We start from the raw sequence: 15,765 nt of genomic DNA on the forward strand, positions 1-15,765 counted from the left end.
GATCGAGCGTCACCGGAAGCCGGCGAAGTAAATGATCAAAATGTTAATCGCCAGCAACGGCAGCGCGGTAGCGACTTGCACCCGGATCACGCCATATTGGTCCTTCAATTCCAGCAGCGCCGCCGGGACCAGATTGAAGTTGGCGGCCATCGGCGTCATCAGCGTCCCGCAAAAGCCCGCCAGCATGCCCACCGCGCCGACCACCGCGGGATTGCCGCCATAGCCCTGGATCAAGAGCGGTACGCCGATCGCCGCCGCCATCACCGGGAAGGCAGCGAAGGCATTGCCCATGATGATCGTGAACATCGCCATGCCGAGCCCGAACACGACGACCGTCACAAAGACGTTGCCGTGCGGGATGATCGCCTGCGCCATTTCGCCGATGATGGTGCCGACGCCGGCGGCGGCGAAAACAACGCCCAGCGCCGCGAGCATCTGCGGCAGGACCGCCGCCCAGCCAATCGCGTCGATCAAGCGGCGGCCTTCCTGTAGCGGCGCCAGGATGGGCGGCCTGAGCCAGATGAAGATGGTCGCCACTGCCAGCAGGACGCCGAGGCCAAGAAAGACGTAAGTCTCGCGTTTTGCCTCAATCCAGCCGTGGCTGCCCAGCGGCGTATAATTGTACAGCAATGTGCCAACCAGCGCGGTGATCGGGATGATCAACGCCGGCAGAAAAAGCTTGTTGCCGAGCTGGTTGGACCATGTTTGACGCTCCGCGTCAGAGGTTGTTGGGGGATGACTGCGGCCGATCAAGCCGAGCCCGGCGAGACCCGCGAGGCCGAGGACCAGCAAGCCGTTGGCGAAATCGCCGATCCAGTCGCCGGCGAGCAAGCTCATCGCCATCAGCGCCCAGAACGCGGCATTGCCGAAATGCTTGGGGTTGGTGCGGTCGAAGGCGGACAGCACAGCAAACGCCGCAAACATCGCCCCGGCGAGCGCATAGAGCCAATGGAGCGTGATCATGGCGCGGGCTTCCTGAGGCGGCGGTCGAGCAGCAGCAGCCGGAGCCCATGGATCAGAAACGCGCAGATCGCGGTCGGGATCGACCACACCGCGAGCTCGAGCGGCGCTAGGCTATAACCGTAAGTCGCCAGGGTCTGCTGGATGAGGACGATCGAGCCGATGGCGATGAAGATGTCCTCACCGAAGAACAGGCCGACATTGTCGGTCGCGGCGGCGTAGGCCTTGACCGTTTCCGCCGTCTCCTCGTCGAGCTCGCCGTGCTGCTTTTCGGCCGCCGCAAGCGCCATCGGCGCGACCAGGGGCCGCACCGTCTGCGGGTGGCCGGCGGTCGATTGCAAGCCAATTGCCGAAGTGATCTGCCGGTAGAGCAAATAGAGGATCAGCAATCGCCCGGTCGTGGCGTTCTTGAAGCCGCGGATCAGTGCCGCTGCGCGCTGCTGCAAGCCGTAACGTTCGAGCAGGCCGATGACCGGAAGCACGATCCAGACGATGGCGATGATGCGGTTGTCGTTGAACGCCTTGCCGAAGGTCGCAATGACATGGACCAGGTCCATGCCGCCCAACAGGCCGGTGACGATCGCCGCGGCGGTGACAACCAGCATCGGGTTGAACTTAAGTGCGAAGCCTAGGACGACCAAAGCGATGCCGAGCAGCGGCCAGTAATGGGTCATGCGCCTGCTTTCCCGTAACCGCCGCCGCCGGGCGTTTCGATGATGAAGGCGTCACCGGGCTCGACGTCGGCCGAGGCGGTGGCGCTGAGCATTTCGACGCTGCCGTCGGCGCGCTCGACCCAGTTTCGGCCTGCTGCGGCATCGCCGCCACCGGCGAGGCCGCGCGGCGCCACCCGGCGGCGATTGGCAAGGATGTTGGCGCGCATCGGTTCGAGGAAGGTCACTCGGCGAATGACCCCGTCCCCACCCCGATGCGCGCCCCCGCCGCCCGAGCCGCGGCGGATGGCGAAGGTGTCGAGCCGAACCGGCAGCCGCGTTTCGAGGATTTCAGGGTCGGTCAGGCGGCTGTTGGTCATGTGGGTCTGCACGGCATCGGTGCCGTCATGGTCAGGGCCGGCGCCCGACCCGCCGGCGATAGTCTCATAATATTGGTGCTGGTCGTTGCCGAAGGTGAAATTGTTCATCGTCCCCTGGCTTGGCGCGAGCCGGCCGGTGGCGGCAAACAAAGCGTCGGTGACGACCTGGCTGGTCTCGACATTGCCGGCGACCACGGCCGCGGGGAAAGCCGGGCTCAGCATCGATCCGTCGGGAATGACCAACGTGATCGGCCGCAGGCAGCCGTCATTCATCGGGATGGCGTCGTCGATCAAGGTGCGCACGACATAGAGCGAAGCGGCGCGGGCGATCGAGAACGGCGCGTTGAAATTGTCGGGGAGCTGGGCGCTGGTGCCGGTGAAATCGAAAGTCGCGGAGCGAGCCGGCTTGTCGATCGTAATCGCGACCGAGACGTGGGCGCCATTGTCCATCGCATAATCGAACGCTCCATCGTCGAGCCGGTCCAGGAGCCGCCGCACCGACTCCTCGGCATTGGCGAGCACATGGCCCATGTAAGCCGCTACGACGTCGGCGCCATAGTCCTTGACGGTGCCAACCAGCGCCCCGGCGCCGTGGACGCAGGCGGCCAGTTGGGCGCGCAGGTCGGACAGGTTGCGGTCGGGATTGCGCGCCGGAAAACGGGCCGCTGCAAGCAACGCGCGAATCTCGGCCTCACGGAAATGACCCTCGTCGACCAGCAATGCATTGTCGATCAGGACGCCTTCTTCCTCGATCGTGCGGCTGTCGGGCGGCATCGATCCCGGCGCGATCCCGCCGATGTCGGCATGATGACCGCGTGCGGCCACGAAGGCCGACGGCGCTTCGTCTGAGTCGGCGTAGAACACCGGCACAATCACCGTGATGTCGGGCAGATGGGTGCCGCCGCGATAGGGGTCGTTGAGCACATAAGCGTCGCCGCGCCGGATGCCGCGCCCGTCCCGGCCCCTTCCACGATTATCTGGGCCCCGACTGTCGAGAATCGTCCGAATGCTTTCGCCCATCGAGCCCAAATGCACCGGGATGTGCGGTGCGTTGGCGATCAGCGCTCCGCCCGCGTCGAACAAAGCGCAGGAGAAATCGAACCGCTCCTTGATATTGACCGAGGTCGCGGTCGACTGGAGCGCGACACCCATCTCCTCGGCAATCGCCATTAAGAGATTGTTGAATATCTCGAGGCGGACCGGATCGACGTCGGTGCCGATCGCCTTACTGCGTTGGAGCGGCGTGGTGCGGGTCAGAATCAGTGTGCCGTCACCGGCGCGGACCGCGCTCCAGCCTGGCTCGACGACGATCGTCGAGGTTGCGTCGAAGATCAGCGCCGGACCTTCCGTAACCTGGCCAGCCCCCTCCACCAGCTGCACTGGTCCCCCTCGCTGTTCCGAGGAGGAGACTGCTTCGACCGCCAGCGCATCGATCACTGGTTCCGCTTGTTCCTCGACATAACCGAAGCGCTGGCGGTGCACCGCCTGGAACTTCGCTCGCATAGCTGCAATCGGTTCGATCTCGACCTCAATCGTCATGTCGCTCCCCGGCATGCGCAATCGGGCGCGGCGGTGAATGCCGATGCGATCGGGCTCGATACTTTGCTCGATGAGCGCGCCGCGCGCCGCCGCTTCAAGAATGCGGAGTGCTTCGCCAAAATCCTCGTCCAGCGGCTTGAGCCAGCTTTGCTCGCGGATTGCTTTCACATCCGCGAGGCCGATACCGTAGGCCGACAGCACGCCGGCGAGCGGGTGGATCAGGATGCGCTCCATGCCCAGAGCATCGGCTACCCGGCAGGCGTGCTGGCCTCCGGCACCGCCGAAGCAGGCGAGCGCGTAGCGGCTGACGTCATGGCCGCGCGCGATCGATATTTTGCGGATGGCGGCAGCCATATTGTCGACCGCGATTTCCAGGAAGCCCTCGGCGATCTTCGCTAGCGTCAGCCCGCTGCCGAGCGCCGTCGCCACCTCTTCGAGCCTCGCCCGTGACGCGTCTGGGTCTAGTGGTTGGTCACCGCCCGGCCCGAATACCGCTGGGAACCGCTCGGGCACGATCCGGTCCAGGAACAGGTTACAGTCAGTGACCGTCAGCGGTCCCCCATTGCGATAACAAGCCGGCCCCGGCTGCGCCCCCGCCGATTCCGGCCCGACGCGGAAACGCATGCCGTCGAATCGGCAGACCGACCCGCCCCCTGCCGCGACGGTGTGGATCTGCATCATCGGCGCGCGGATGCGCACGCCGGCGACGACGCTCTCGTCAATGAGCTCGAAACGCCCGGCGAAGTGCGAAACGTCGGTCGAGGTGCCACCCATGTCGAAGCCGATCAGCTTCTCGCCACCGTGCGCCGCGCTGCCCGCGACCATGCCGACCACGCCGCCGGCTGGTCCCGACAGGATGGCGTCCTTGCCGCGGAACGAGCGTGCCTCGGCCAGGCCGCCGTTCGATTGCATGAAGTGCAGTCGGTTGCCCCTTCCCAGCCCGCTCGCCACCCGCTGGACGTAGCGACGCAGAACCGGCGACAGGTACGCATCCACCACGGTGGTGTCGCCGCGGCTGATGAGCTTGATCAGCGGCGCGACTTCATGGCTGACCGATACCTGCGCGAAACCGATGTCGCGGGCGATCCGCGCCAGTCTCGCCTCATGGTCGGGAAACGCCCAGCCGTGCATCAGGACGATGGCCAGCGCGTCGATGCCGTCGGCGCGGATTGGTTCGAGCGCGGACCGGGCAGCCGTCTCGTCAAGCGGCGTCGAAACGTCGCCATCGGCGCCGACCCGCTCGTCGATTTCAACCACGGTTTCGTAGAGCATCGAAGGCAGCACGATGTGGCGTGCGAAGATTTCCGGTCGCGCCTGGTAGCCGATCCTGAGCGCGTCGCCGAAACCCCGCGTGATCGCCAGGGCCAGCCGTTCACCCTTGCGTTCGAGCAAGGCGTTGGTTGCGACCGTGGTCCCCATGCGGACTTCGCCCATCGTGCCGCCTTCGGCTTCGAGCACCCGGCGAATCCCTTCGACCGCGGCATCTGAATAATGATGAGGATTCTCGGACAACAATTTCTCGACCCGGCGGCGACCATCCGATGACGACGCGACGATGTCGGTGAAGGTGCCGCCGCGGTCGATCGCAAAGGTCCAGACTCGGGTCACACACCCTAAGAGCAAATGCGGCAAGCACCCTCAATGCGCATTTTCGCAAGCGCCTTAACCATGTGCGTCAAACTTCCGTCAATTCCTGGAGGTTAATTTGTGCTGCGTGGACGATGAAAAGTGGAATTTGGCCTGAACGCCGGCCGCGTCATGCTGTGCGGCTCGAAGCCGCCGTTACTCGGGACGGCGGCGAAGTTGTCACGTCCAGCGTTACCGATCTATCGCTCGAAGGCTGCTGCTTGTCGGGTGCTTTCAAGATCGGCGAGCAAATCCGGCTGAAGATCCCGCGCGTCGGCATGCTCTCGGCGCAAATCCGCTGGTCGTTCATGAACCGAGCCGGCGCGCGCTTCGTCAGCTCGATCCCGCTCAGCCCCGACCCAGTTTGATCAAACCGGGTGCAGCGCGCCGCGGTAATCCGGATCTTCGAGCGCGCTGCCGGCGCCCAAGGCGACGCAGCTCATCGGGTTTTCCGCGATTTTCACCGGCAAGCCGGTCTCGTCGGCGAGCAAGGTCGCGATATCGCGCAGCAATGATCCGCCGCCGCTCATGGTGATGCCTTCATCGATGATGTCGGCGGCGATTTCCGGCTGGCAGCGCTCGAGCGCGACTCGAACGACGTGAACGATGCGCGCGACTGGCTCGGCTAATGCCTCGGCGATCTCGGCCTGGTTCAAGCTAATCTCGGTCGGCACGCCCCGCGCCACATCACGCCCGCGGACGTGCGCGATCAGGCCGGTGCCTTCGGGCGGCGCTTTGACCGTGCCGATTTCATGCTTGACCCGCTCGGCGGTCGCTTCGCCGATCAGCAGATTATAGTTGCGCCGCACATAGGATGTGATGGCTTCGTCCATCTTGTCACCGCCGACGCGGGCGGACTGGCTGTAGGCGAGGCCGCGCAACGAAATCACGCCGACTTCGGTGGTGCCACCGCCAATATCGACGATCATCGACCCGATCGGCTCGGTCACCGGCAAGCCGGCGCCGATCGCCGCCGCCATTGGCTCGTCGATCAGCCACACCTGGCTGGCGCCGGCGTGGGAGGCGGCATCGCGGATCGCGCGGCGCTCGACCGAGGTCGACCCCGATGGCACGCACAGCACAATCTCGACCCCGCGCGAAAAGCGGCTGCGGCCACCCTGCGCTTTCTCGACGAAATATTTGATCATCTGCTCGGCGACTTCGAGGTCGGCGATGACGCCGTTGCGCAAGGGCCGGATGGTGTTAATGGAATCGGGCGTCTTGCCCATCATCAGCTTGGCGCCAGCACCGACGGCGCGCACTCGCCGGACGCCATTGTGCGTTTCCATCGCCACCACCGACGGCTCGCTAATCACGATTCCACGGCCGGCGAGGTAGACCACGGTATTAGCGGTACCAAGGTCGATCGCGAGGGCGCGAGACGCGAAATTCAAAAAGCGCGGTAGGGCCATAGGGTGCCGGAATATTCCTTCCGAGCCCGCAACGACTCAGGGGCGCAATGAGTTGCGGTTTTCGTAAACCACCCGTGGCGTGTGACCAGGGTGTGGTAGCGGAGGAGGGACTTGAACCCCCGACACGCGGATTATGATTCCGCTGCTCTAACCAGCTGAGCTACTCCGCCCCATTCTTGTCCAAACCGAGCAAAACCGCGGATTTCACCAAGGGCAATATCTTGCTACCGCCCAAGCGGGAACGGCGGCGGATATAGGTGGCGTCGTCAAGCCGGTCAACGCGAGGAACCGCTGAACGCCGGCCTCGTTAAACCGATCAGACTGGAGTGCCCACGAATGGACCCGTTGACCCCGCTCGACACCCTCTGCCGAATCATTCTGCGGGGCCGCGAGTATGAAGCGCAAACACCGAGCGACTATGACGGCAACGAAACGCCCGACGATGTCGACGATGAGGACGCCGGCACCTTGTCGGTGCTCGACGACACCCTCAACGACAGCGTCGAGGAAGAATTGCGCGCGATCCTCGACGACCTCGGCGAGGATCAGTTGGCCGAAGTGGTCGCCTTCTGCTGGGTCGGGCAAGGCACTTATGAGGCGGCCGACTGGGACGAGGCGATGGAAGAAGCGTCGGCGCTGTCCAGCGGCGGCAGCGCGGCGGCGATCGATGAGCTGATGGACATGCCGATGCTCGCCTCGGTCCTCGAAGCCGGCATGGCGGCGTTCGAATTGAGCTGCGACGGAATCGGCGACCTCAGCTAGGCTTGCGGAACGGGAAGACGCCGAGCGTTTCCCACGGGCCACCGAGGTAGCGATGCAGGCCAAGCCCGGCGATGCGCAACGGCCTCGGCTGAAAATCCCCCTCAAGCGCGAGGACCAACTCCCGCGCGACCTTCGGCGCCACCTTGTTCTGGATGGTGATGTGCGGTCGCCAGCCGCCCGCATCCTGCGCGCCCAGCAAACCGCGAAGGGCGTCGGCCAGCTCGGCCCGAAGTTCGTCAAGATCATCCGATACGATGCGAAAGGCCACGCCACCGCCCAGGTCCATGATGCCGGCGATGCTTGCTTTGGGCGCGACACCGCCCACCTGTTCGGCCAGCCGACGGCGCAATTCCTGCTCGGCCGACGGCGCAACCGCATGAAATACGGTCAAGTGCGCGGGGACCTGGTTGCGATCGAGCGGGAAATTTCGCCGGCGCAATCCGTCGAGCCAGGCGAAGTCTTCCCCGCCGAGCTCGGCGGTAACGATCAGCGCGCCGCTCATCGCGCCGTCAGATTTCGAGCTGGCTGCCGAGTTCGATCACGCGATTGGTCGGCAGCTTGAAGAATTCCATCGCGCTTTCCGCATTGCGCAGCATCCAGGCGAACAATTTCTCGCGCCAGATCGCCATCCCCGGGCGAGCCGAGGCGATCAACGTCTGGCGCGCGAGGAAGAAGCTGGTGTCCATCATCTTGCACACCGGGCCACAGGCCTTGAGGTTCGACAGCACCTCGGGAACGTTGATTTCCTCCATGAAGCCATAACGCAGCTTCAACCGGTAGAAGCCCTGGCCATATTCCTGCGATTCAACACGCTTTTCGTCCGGGACATAAGGCACGTCCTCGATCCGCACGGTCAGCAGGATCACCCGCTGGTGAAGCACCTTATTGTGCTTGAGATTGTGCAGCAGCGCGTGCGGGACGCCGGTCCCCGAACTGGTCATGAACACCGCGGTGCCGGGCACGCGGGCCGCGCTCGACGCCGCCGACTTGATGAAAATCTCCATCGGCAGGCTTGCTTCCTGCATCCGGTCGATCATCAGCTGGCGGCCCTTGGCCCAGGTGGTGAGCAAAGTGAAAGCGATGGCGCCAACCAGCAACGGAAACCAGCCGCCTTGGGGAACCTTGAGCAAATTGGCCGACAGATAGCCAAGGTCGACGGTGGCGAAGAGCAGCAGCAGCCCGGCAACGACGTAGCGGTTCCACTTCCACATGGTGAGCAAGACGACGGCGATCAGCACCGTGTCGATCATCATCGCCCCAGTCACCGCGATGCCATAAGCGGCGGCGAGGTTGGACGAGCTGCGGAAGGTCAGGACCAGGATGATGACCATGATCATCAGCGCCCAGTTGATCACCGGAATGTAGATCTGGCCGGCGGCGCTTTCGCTGGTGTGGGCGATCCGCAAACGCGGCATGAAACCCAATTGGATCGCTTGCTGGGTAACCGAAAAAGCGCCTGAGATGACCGCCTGGCTGGCAATGATGGTAGCGGCCGTGGCCAGCAGGACCAGCGGCAGGCGGAGGAATTCCGGCGCCAGGTAAAAGAACGGGTTCTTGACCGTTTCGATCGCCTCGGATGCTGGTAACGACAGCAGCATCGCCGCCTGCCCCATATAATTGAGCAGCAAGGCCGGCAGCACAAAATAGATCCAGGCAATTTTGATCGGGTTGCGCCCGAAGTGGCCCATATCGGCGTAAAGCGCTTCGGCGCCGGTCACCGCCAGCACGACGGAGCCCATCGCAACGAACGCGCGAAACGGATCCTGCGCGAAAAAATAGAACGCATTGAGCGGGTTGATCGACGCCATGATCACCGCTGGATGGTCGAGAATGTGCATTACTCCGAGCACGGCAATGGTTATGAAATAGAGCACCATCACCGGCCCAAACATCAGCCCGACCCGGGCCGTGCCACGCGACTGGATCCAGAATAATCCAACCAGGATGCCGATCGAGACCGGGATGACGAACGGCGCAAAGCTCGCTTGGACGGTCGTCAGGCCCTCAACCGCCGAGAGTACCGAGATCGCCGGCGTGATCATCGAATCACCGTAAAACAGGGCGCAGGCGAACACGCCGAGCAATACGATCCCGCCGGTCCAGCGTTTCTTGCCGCTGGTGCTGCGGTTGATCAGCGCCAGCAAGGCCAGACTGCCGCCCTCCCCCTTATTGTCGGCGCGCATGATGATGGTGACATATTTCAGGGTCACGATGATCATCATCGACCAGAAAATTAGGCTGAGGACGCCGTAGACGTGGAGCAAATCGGGCGCGAGCAGGTGGCGCCCGGAGAAAGTCTCCCGGAACGCATAGATTGGCGACGTGCCGATATCGCCAAAAACGATGCCGACCGCGCCCGCGGCCAGCTTCCACAGCGGACCCTTGGCGTGGCCGTGCGATGCGTCGTGCGGCGCGTCAGCCTCGGCGCCTCCAGTCGCGGTAATGTTCATTCCGTGAAGTTCAGCCTTGACCGTCCGCGAGCGCGCACCGTCCCAGCATGTTGAGCTGGAAGGCGGTGCGCCGCACTAGCACTGCCAGTTGGGGGCTGCAATCTTGCGAGGACAAGGGCGCGACGCCCGTCTATAGCGCCGCCGAATACCACTGACGGAGCGAACGAGTGATGCGGATTGGCGTGCCCAAGGAAATCAAGAACCACGAATATCGTGTCGGGTTGACGCCCGCATCGGTCGCCGAACTGGTCGCCGCCGGCCATGAAGTGGTGGTCGAAACCCACGCTGGCACCGGCATCGATTGCCCCGATGCCGCCTATAAGAAAGCCGGCGCGACGATCCTTGCCGATGCCCCGGCGGTGTTCAAGGCGGCCGACATGATCGTCAAGGTCAAGGAGCCGCAACCACAGGAGATCGCGCTGCTCGAGAAGCGGCACATCCTGTTCACTTACCTCCACCTCGCCGCCGACAAGGATCAGGCGCTGGGCCTGATGCAATCGGGTGCGACTTGCATCGCCTATGAAACGGTCACCAGCCCGTCGGGCGCGCTGCCGCTGCTGAAGCCGATGAGCGAAGTCGCGGGGCGGATGTCGGTTCAGGTCGGCGCCCATTATCTCGAGAAAGAGCAAGGCGGTCGCGGCGTTCTCTTAGGCGGCGTACCCGGTGTCGCGCCAGCCAAGGTTGCGATCCTCGGCGGCGGAGTCGCCGGCGTCAACGCGGCGCAAATGGCGGTCGGGATGCGCGCCGACGTGACGATCTACGACATCAACAACGACCGCCTGGCCGAGCTCGACATGTTCTTCTCGAGCCAGATCAAGACCGCCTTCGCGTCGCGGGCAGCGATCGCCAATGCGGTCGAAAAGGCCGAACTGGTGATCGGCGCGGTGCTGGTCCCCGGCGCCGCCGCGCCCAAGCTTGTCACGCGCGAAATGCTCAAGACGATGAAGCGCGGCTCGGTGCTGGTCGACATCGCCATCGACCAGGGCGGTTGCTTCGAAACCAGCCACGCGACGACCTTCGACGACCCGGTCTATGTCGTCGAAGGAATCATCCATTATTGCGTCGCCAACATGCCCGGCGCGGTGTCGCGGACCAGCGCTTTCGCGCTCAACAACGCGACCCTGCCATTCGCGCTCAAGATCGCCAAATTGGGCGCCGACAAGGCGATGAAAGCGGACCCGCACCTCGCCAACGGGCTCAACGTGTCGGGCGGAAAAATTCGGCACCAGGCGGTGGCCGAAGCGCTCGATTTGCCGTTCGACCCCGCCTAGCGCGGCACGCCGAGCGCGGCGATCGCATCTTCGACCATCGGCCGCCAGCTGGCGTCGGCGGGCGCGGCGGCAAGCGTTTGTTGCCACAGTCTAACCGCGCCCTCGCGGTCGCCCGATCGGGCCAGCGCCAGGCCGAGGAAGAACGACGGCGCCGGATGGCCGGGCGCCAGTTGCTCAGCCTGCTGGTAAGCGAATTCGGCCGCCGGCGTCAGGACCCCGGCATGATCGACCAGCGCATTGCCAAGGCCGATCCACAACTGCGGATCGCCGGGATGCTCGCGCACCGCCGAGCGAAGGATGCCCGCGGCGTCGACCGTGTTACCGCGCCGGGCCATCGATTCCGACATCAGCAGCCAATGCTCCGACCCGCTAAAATCACCAAAGAAGGCGTGGCGGGCACCGGTCAGCTGGGTGACTTGGTTTGCCGCAGTGGCGGTGCGTGGGGAGCCGGCCAGACCAGGCCGGCCCTGCACAGCATAACCCGACGCGCCGACCAGCATCGCCGCCGTCATCAGTTTGAACATCGGCCCCCGCAAACCGAGCAGCCAGAAAGCCGCCAGACTCAGCGCGGCGAGCGAGGCAAGGACGACCCAGCTGCTCATGCACGCTTCAGCCGGATGCGCTTGCGGGCCAGCAATAGCCCCAGCAGCAGCAAGATGAGCGGCGCGCCCCACAGTGGCCAGGCAATTGGCTTCGCCGGCGGGCGATAGCTGATCCAATTGCCGTAGCGTTCGACCAGCCAGGCGCGGATCGCGCCGGGACTTTCGCCGGCGGCGATGCGGGTGCGGACCAAATTGCGCATGTCGCCGGCGAGCTCGGCATCGCTGTCGGCAATCGACTGGCCCTGGCAAACGAGGCAGCGCAATTCCTCCATCAGCGCCTCCGCTTTCGCCTCCTGACGCGGGTCGGGCAGCTGGCGGTTGGCCCATGGCGCCGGCGGCAGCGACGAGTCCGCCAGCGCGGGCTGGGCAACTAACAGCGCGATCGGGAGGAGCCACGCCCTCATTTCGCTTGCTCCAGCTGGGCGAGGATCAACGCCACGTCAGCGGGCTCGATCGGCCCGACGTGCTGGTAGCGGATGATGCCCTGGCCATCGACGACAAAGCTTTCGGGCACGCCGGCCGATCCCAGAGCCAGCTGAACGCGGCTGGCATTGTCGGCGCCGATGCGCTCGAACGGATTGCCGTTGGTGGCGACGAACGCGGCGAGATCCTCGGGCCGGTCGCGAATCGCGATCCCGTCGATGAGCACGCCGCGACGCTGCAATTGCTGGAGCACCGGCGCTTCGGCGATGCACGGTACGCACCAGCTGGCGAACAGATTGATCAGGCGCGGGCGGCCCGTGAGATCGGTCGACGCGAGCCCCGGCTGCCCCGGCAGCGCGGCGGGAAGCGCGAAGGCCGGCACCGGCTGGCCGGCAAGGCGCGAGCGGATGGTCGTGTCCTCGGGATGGCTGAGGCGCCACACCAGCGCGGCGACCAACAGGCCGAGCAATAGCACCGGCGTCAGGCGCAGCCAGCGGCTCACAGGTCGCGCTCCTTGCGCCAGCGGCGCCACGCGCGGCCGACCAGCGCGAGCGCGCCGCCCAAGGCGATCAGCACACCGCCGAGCCAGATCAATGTGACAAACGGCTTCCACCACAGCCGCAATTGCCAGCGTCCTTCCCCGTCCGGCTTGCCGACCACGGTGTAAAGCTGACCGCCGAACAAGGTGGCAATGGCGGCTTCGTTGGTTTCGGTTGGAGGGTCGGTGAAAAACCGGGTTTGCGGCTTCAAGATCAGGACCCCATCACCGCGTGACGCGCGCAGCTCCGCCTCGATCGCGGTCCAATTGGGGCCAACGGCGGGCGCCAGCCCTTGCAGCCGGACCAGCCACGGACCGACCACCAGCGTTTCGCCGGGGCGCACCGCGGCCAGCTTCTCCTGCGAAAAGGCGCTGTCGGTCGCCATGCCGGCAATCGCCACCGCGACGCCAAAGTGGGCGAGCGCCATCCCCCAGGTCGACAGCGGTGTCCGCAGCGGATTGCGGCCGATGAGCGGAACCCAGCTCGCCACCGCCAATCCCGCCGCGACGGTCAGGCCGAACCGCGGCAGCCAGCCGATCTGCGGCGCGGCGAGCAAGCTGATGACCAGCGCCGTTGCCGCGAGCAATGCTGGGACCGTGAGCTTTTTCAGCACCGGGCGCGTCTCGCGCCGCCAGCTGAGCAACGGCCCGGCCATTACGAGCGCAGCCAGGATCAACGCCAACGGTCCGGCGACGGCGTTGAAATAGGGCGGCCCGACCGACAATTTCTCGCCGCTCAACGCCTCAACGAACAAGGGATAAAGCGTGCCGAAGAAGACGATGCCGAGGATCACGGTGAGCAACAGATTATTGACCACCAGCGCGCTTTCGCGGCTGACCAGCTCGAACGGCGCGCCTTCCTTGAGCTTGCCGGCGCGCAGCGCGAACAAGGCGAACGCCGCGCCGACGTAAAGCCCCAGCAGAGCGAGCAGGAAGGTGCCGCGCGACGGATCGATGGCGAAGCTGTGGACCGAAGTCAGGATGCCCGAGCGAACCAAAAACGTGCCGACCATCGACATCGAGAAAGCGATCATCGCCAGCATCATCGTCCACGCCCGCAAGGCGCCGCGCGTGGCGAGCACGTTGACCGAATGGAGGAGCGCCGTCGCCGCCAGCCACGGCATCAGCGAAGCATTCTCGACCGGGTCCCAGAACCACCAGCCGCCCCAGCCCAATTCATAATAAGCCCAGTAACTGCCGGCGGTAATGCCAAGCGTCAGCAAAATCCACGCGCCCAGCACCCACGGCCGCATCGCCCGACCAATCGCGCGGTCGACATCGCTGGTCAGCAAGGCGCCGACGGCCAGGCTGAACGCCACCGACAGCCCAACATAACCAAGATAAAGCGTCGGCGGGTGGAAGGCTAAACCCGGGTCCTGGAGCAACGGATTGAGGCCCCTGCCTTCCAGCGGTGCCGGATCGAGCCGCGCGAACGGGTTCGAAGCGAACAGCAGAAAGGCGTAGAAGCCGAGCGCCAACGCACCCTGTGCCCCCAAGGCGGCGACCAAGGTGCTGTGGTTCAGGCGCCGCGACCCGATCGCCAACAATGCTCCCGCCAACGCCAGCACCGTCACCCACAGCAGCATCGATCCTTCGTGGTTCCCCCACGTCGCCGCGATCTTGTAAATATAGGGCTTGGCGCTGTGGCTATTCTCGGCGACCAAAGCGACCGACAGATCGGTCCGCGCGAACACCAATAACAACATCGCAAACGCCGTGAGCGTCAGCGCGCCCTGGATGATGGCGACAGCGCGAACGGCGCGCGCGGCCTCGACCCACTTACGCAAGTGCCCGACCGTCAGCAGCAGTTGGAGCAGCGACAGCGCCGCCGCCAGCCACAGCGCCGCCAGGCCCGCCTCGGCCATCATCGCTTGAGCGTCTTGGCGGCCTGGTGTTCGGCGGCCTGGTCGCCCAATTGCGGCGGCATATAGCGTTCGTCGTGCTTGGCGAGGATGGTGTCGGCGATGAAGATCCCGCGCGCCATCCGACCCTCGGCAACGACGCCGCTGCCTTCGCGAAACAAATCGGGGACGATGCCACGATAGGTGACCGGCGTGCGCGCTTCGCCATCACCAACGACGAAGCGAATGGTCACGCCGTCGCCCGCGCGCCGGACCGAGCCTTGCTCGACCATCCCGCCCAGCCGCATCGCCTTGCCGTCGACGGCGCGGCCAGCGGCGATGTCGGCGGGCGTGTAGAAATAAGCGGCGCGATCCTTCAACCCCCACATCGCCAGCACCACCGCGGCCAGCACCGCGACCATCGCCGCGACCACCAAGGCCAGCCGTTGGTTCTTTGGCTTCATCGCCGCAGCTTGTCGGCCGCGGCTTCGGCGCGGCGCATCGCGGCGTAGGCCCACAGGATCAGCGCGGCCGTCGCACCGATGGCGACGCTATAAGCGGCGATGACGAACGGCCACGGGTTCATGGCGCGGCCGCCCGGCGCAGGCGCGCTTCGACCTTGGCTTCGGCGAGACCGGCCCGCATCAGCATCAGCACCACGGCGGCGAAAATCGCGGTAAAACCCAGCATCGTCAGCGGCAACGGCCACAGGATCGAGCTATCGATGCTCGACCCGCCAAGACCGATGCTCTGGCCTTGGTGGAGCGTACGCCACCACAGCACCGAATAATGGATGATCGGCAGGTTGATCGCGCCGACCAGCCCAAAGATCGCCGCCAACCGCCCTTCGCCGCCACGCTCGCGCTCGGCCGAAGCCAGCGCGATATAGCCAAGATAGAGGAAGAACAGGATCAGCATCGACGTCAGCCGCCCATCCCATTGCCACCAGGTGCCCCAGGTCGGCCGGCCCCAGATCGATCCGGTCATCAGGCAAATCACAGCGAACGTCGCCCCGGCGGGCGCCATCGCGCGCCCGGCGACCGCGGCCAGCGGATGGCGCCAGACCAATTGGCTGACCGACGCGGCGGCAATCCCGGCCCAGCCCGCCATGCCCAGCCAGGCGGCGGGAACGTGGATGTAGAGAATGCGCACCGTCTCGCCTTGCAAATAATCGGGCGGCGTCAATGTCAGTCCCGCCGCGATCCCGCCGACGGCCAACGCCAGCCCAAGCCACAGCAGCCAGGCGGTCGCGGGCCGCGCGAATTTCAGAAACCGCGCTGGATTAGCCAGGAAATGCATGGCGGCGGGCGG

At 65.2% G+C, this 15,765-nt stretch carries 16 protein-coding genes and 1 tRNA gene; 3 read left to right on the forward strand and 14 right to left on the reverse strand.

Annotated features, from left to right (window positions below; all coding sequences use genetic code 11):
- Positions 1–9 precede the first annotated feature (9 nt).
- From RMO25_RS00770 to RMO25_RS00780, 3 genes are read right to left on the reverse strand one after another with little or no spacing between them, the layout of a single operon-like run.
- Positions 10–963: a DUF979 domain-containing protein gene (locus tag RMO25_RS00770; protein WP_309660688.1), complete on the reverse strand. Its 954-nt coding sequence runs from the start codon at positions 961–963 to the stop codon at positions 10–12.
- Entirely contained in the window at positions 960–1,634 is a 675-nt protein-coding gene (locus RMO25_RS00775) for a DUF969 domain-containing protein (RefSeq protein ID WP_309660689.1), read from the reverse strand. The genes RMO25_RS00770 and RMO25_RS00775 overlap by 4 nt, the downstream gene beginning before the upstream one ends.
- Positions 1,631–5,137 carry a hydantoinase B/oxoprolinase family protein gene (locus tag RMO25_RS00780; protein ID WP_309660690.1) on the reverse strand — a complete coding sequence of 1,169 codons (3,507 nt, stop codon included), beginning with the start codon at positions 5,135–5,137 and terminating at the stop codon, positions 1,631–1,633. The genes RMO25_RS00775 and RMO25_RS00780 overlap by 4 nt, the downstream gene beginning before the upstream one ends.
- A 113-nt stretch (positions 5,138–5,250) precedes the next feature.
- On the opposite strand from RMO25_RS00780, the gene RMO25_RS00785 reads away from it, so the two are divergent.
- A complete protein-coding gene (locus RMO25_RS00785) occupies positions 5,251–5,523 on the forward strand; it encodes a PilZ domain-containing protein (RefSeq protein ID WP_309660691.1) in 273 nt (90 codons plus the stop codon).
- On the opposite strand, the gene RMO25_RS00790 is transcribed toward RMO25_RS00785, so the two are convergent.
- Positions 5,524–6,567 (reverse strand): rod shape-determining protein, encoded by a 1,044-nt coding sequence (locus RMO25_RS00790; protein WP_309660692.1) that lies wholly within the window; start codon positions 6,565–6,567, stop codon positions 5,524–5,526. It lies immediately after the preceding gene.
- Positions 6,568–6,660: 93 nt separating this feature from the next.
- A tRNA-Met gene (locus RMO25_RS00795) sits at positions 6,661–6,737 on the reverse strand.
- A gap of 166 nt (positions 6,738–6,903) precedes the next feature.
- Between RMO25_RS00795 and RMO25_RS00800 the strand changes: the two genes are divergently transcribed.
- On the forward strand, positions 6,904–7,329 hold the full coding sequence (locus RMO25_RS00800) for a DUF3775 domain-containing protein (protein WP_309660693.1): 426 nt from the start codon (positions 6,904–6,906) through the stop codon (positions 7,327–7,329).
- Here the strand turns inward: RMO25_RS00800 and RMO25_RS00805 are convergent.
- Together RMO25_RS00805 and RMO25_RS00810 are read right to left on the reverse strand one after the other, a co-directional pair.
- Positions 7,322–7,831, reverse strand: coding sequence for a 2'-5' RNA ligase family protein (locus RMO25_RS00805; RefSeq protein WP_309660694.1), 510 nt, complete (start codon positions 7,829–7,831; stop codon positions 7,322–7,324). The genes RMO25_RS00800 and RMO25_RS00805 overlap by 8 nt on opposite strands.
- 7 nt (positions 7,832–7,838) lie before the next feature.
- Positions 7,839–9,779 (reverse strand): potassium transporter Kup, encoded by a 1,941-nt coding sequence (locus tag RMO25_RS00810; RefSeq protein ID WP_309660695.1) that lies wholly within the window; start codon positions 9,777–9,779, stop codon positions 7,839–7,841.
- Positions 9,780–9,949: 170 nt separating this feature from the next.
- Between RMO25_RS00810 and ald the strand changes: the two genes are divergently transcribed.
- On the forward strand, positions 9,950–11,050 hold the full coding sequence (gene ald, locus RMO25_RS00815; RefSeq protein WP_309660799.1) for an alanine dehydrogenase: 1,101 nt from the start codon (positions 9,950–9,952) through the stop codon (positions 11,048–11,050).
- Here ald and RMO25_RS00820 read toward each other — a convergent pair.
- The 7 genes from RMO25_RS00820 to ccmC are packed head-to-tail and all read right to left on the reverse strand — an operon-like array spanning position 11,047 to position 15,753.
- Positions 11,047–11,652, reverse strand: a complete 606-nt coding sequence (locus RMO25_RS00820; RefSeq protein ID WP_309660696.1) for a tetratricopeptide repeat protein — start codon at positions 11,650–11,652, stop codon at positions 11,047–11,049. The two genes, ald and RMO25_RS00820, sit on opposite strands and share 4 nt — an antisense overlap.
- Entirely contained in the window at positions 11,649–12,056 is a 408-nt protein-coding gene (locus tag RMO25_RS00825) for a cytochrome c-type biogenesis protein (protein WP_309660697.1), read from the reverse strand. The genes RMO25_RS00820 and RMO25_RS00825 overlap by 4 nt, the downstream gene beginning before the upstream one ends.
- Positions 12,053–12,577 carry a redoxin family protein gene (locus RMO25_RS00830; protein ID WP_309660698.1) on the reverse strand — a complete coding sequence of 175 codons (525 nt, stop codon included), beginning with the start codon at positions 12,575–12,577 and terminating at the stop codon, positions 12,053–12,055. Before RMO25_RS00830 ends, RMO25_RS00825 begins: the two co-directional genes overlap by 4 nt.
- On the reverse strand, positions 12,574–14,481 hold the full coding sequence (locus RMO25_RS00835) for a heme lyase CcmF/NrfE family subunit (RefSeq protein ID WP_309660699.1): 1,908 nt from the start codon (positions 14,479–14,481) through the stop codon (positions 12,574–12,576). Before RMO25_RS00835 ends, RMO25_RS00830 begins: the two co-directional genes overlap by 4 nt.
- A complete protein-coding gene (ccmE, locus tag RMO25_RS00840; RefSeq protein ID WP_309660700.1) occupies positions 14,478–14,918 on the reverse strand; it encodes a cytochrome c maturation protein CcmE in 441 nt (146 codons plus the stop codon). Before ccmE ends, RMO25_RS00835 begins: the two co-directional genes overlap by 4 nt.
- Positions 14,915–15,040 (reverse strand): hypothetical protein, encoded by a 126-nt coding sequence (locus RMO25_RS00845; protein ID WP_309660701.1) that lies wholly within the window; start codon positions 15,038–15,040, stop codon positions 14,915–14,917. Before RMO25_RS00845 ends, ccmE begins: the two co-directional genes overlap by 4 nt.
- Positions 15,037–15,753, reverse strand: a complete 717-nt coding sequence (ccmC, locus tag RMO25_RS00850) for a heme ABC transporter permease CcmC (protein ID WP_309660702.1) — start codon at positions 15,751–15,753, stop codon at positions 15,037–15,039. The genes RMO25_RS00845 and ccmC overlap by 4 nt, the downstream gene beginning before the upstream one ends.
- Between the last annotated feature and the right edge of the window lie 12 nt (positions 15,754–15,765).

Origin of the sequence: Sphingomonas sp. (assembly GCF_031361285.1) — a bacterium.
Lineage (GTDB): Bacteria > Pseudomonadota > Alphaproteobacteria > Sphingomonadales > Sphingomonadaceae > Sphingomicrobium.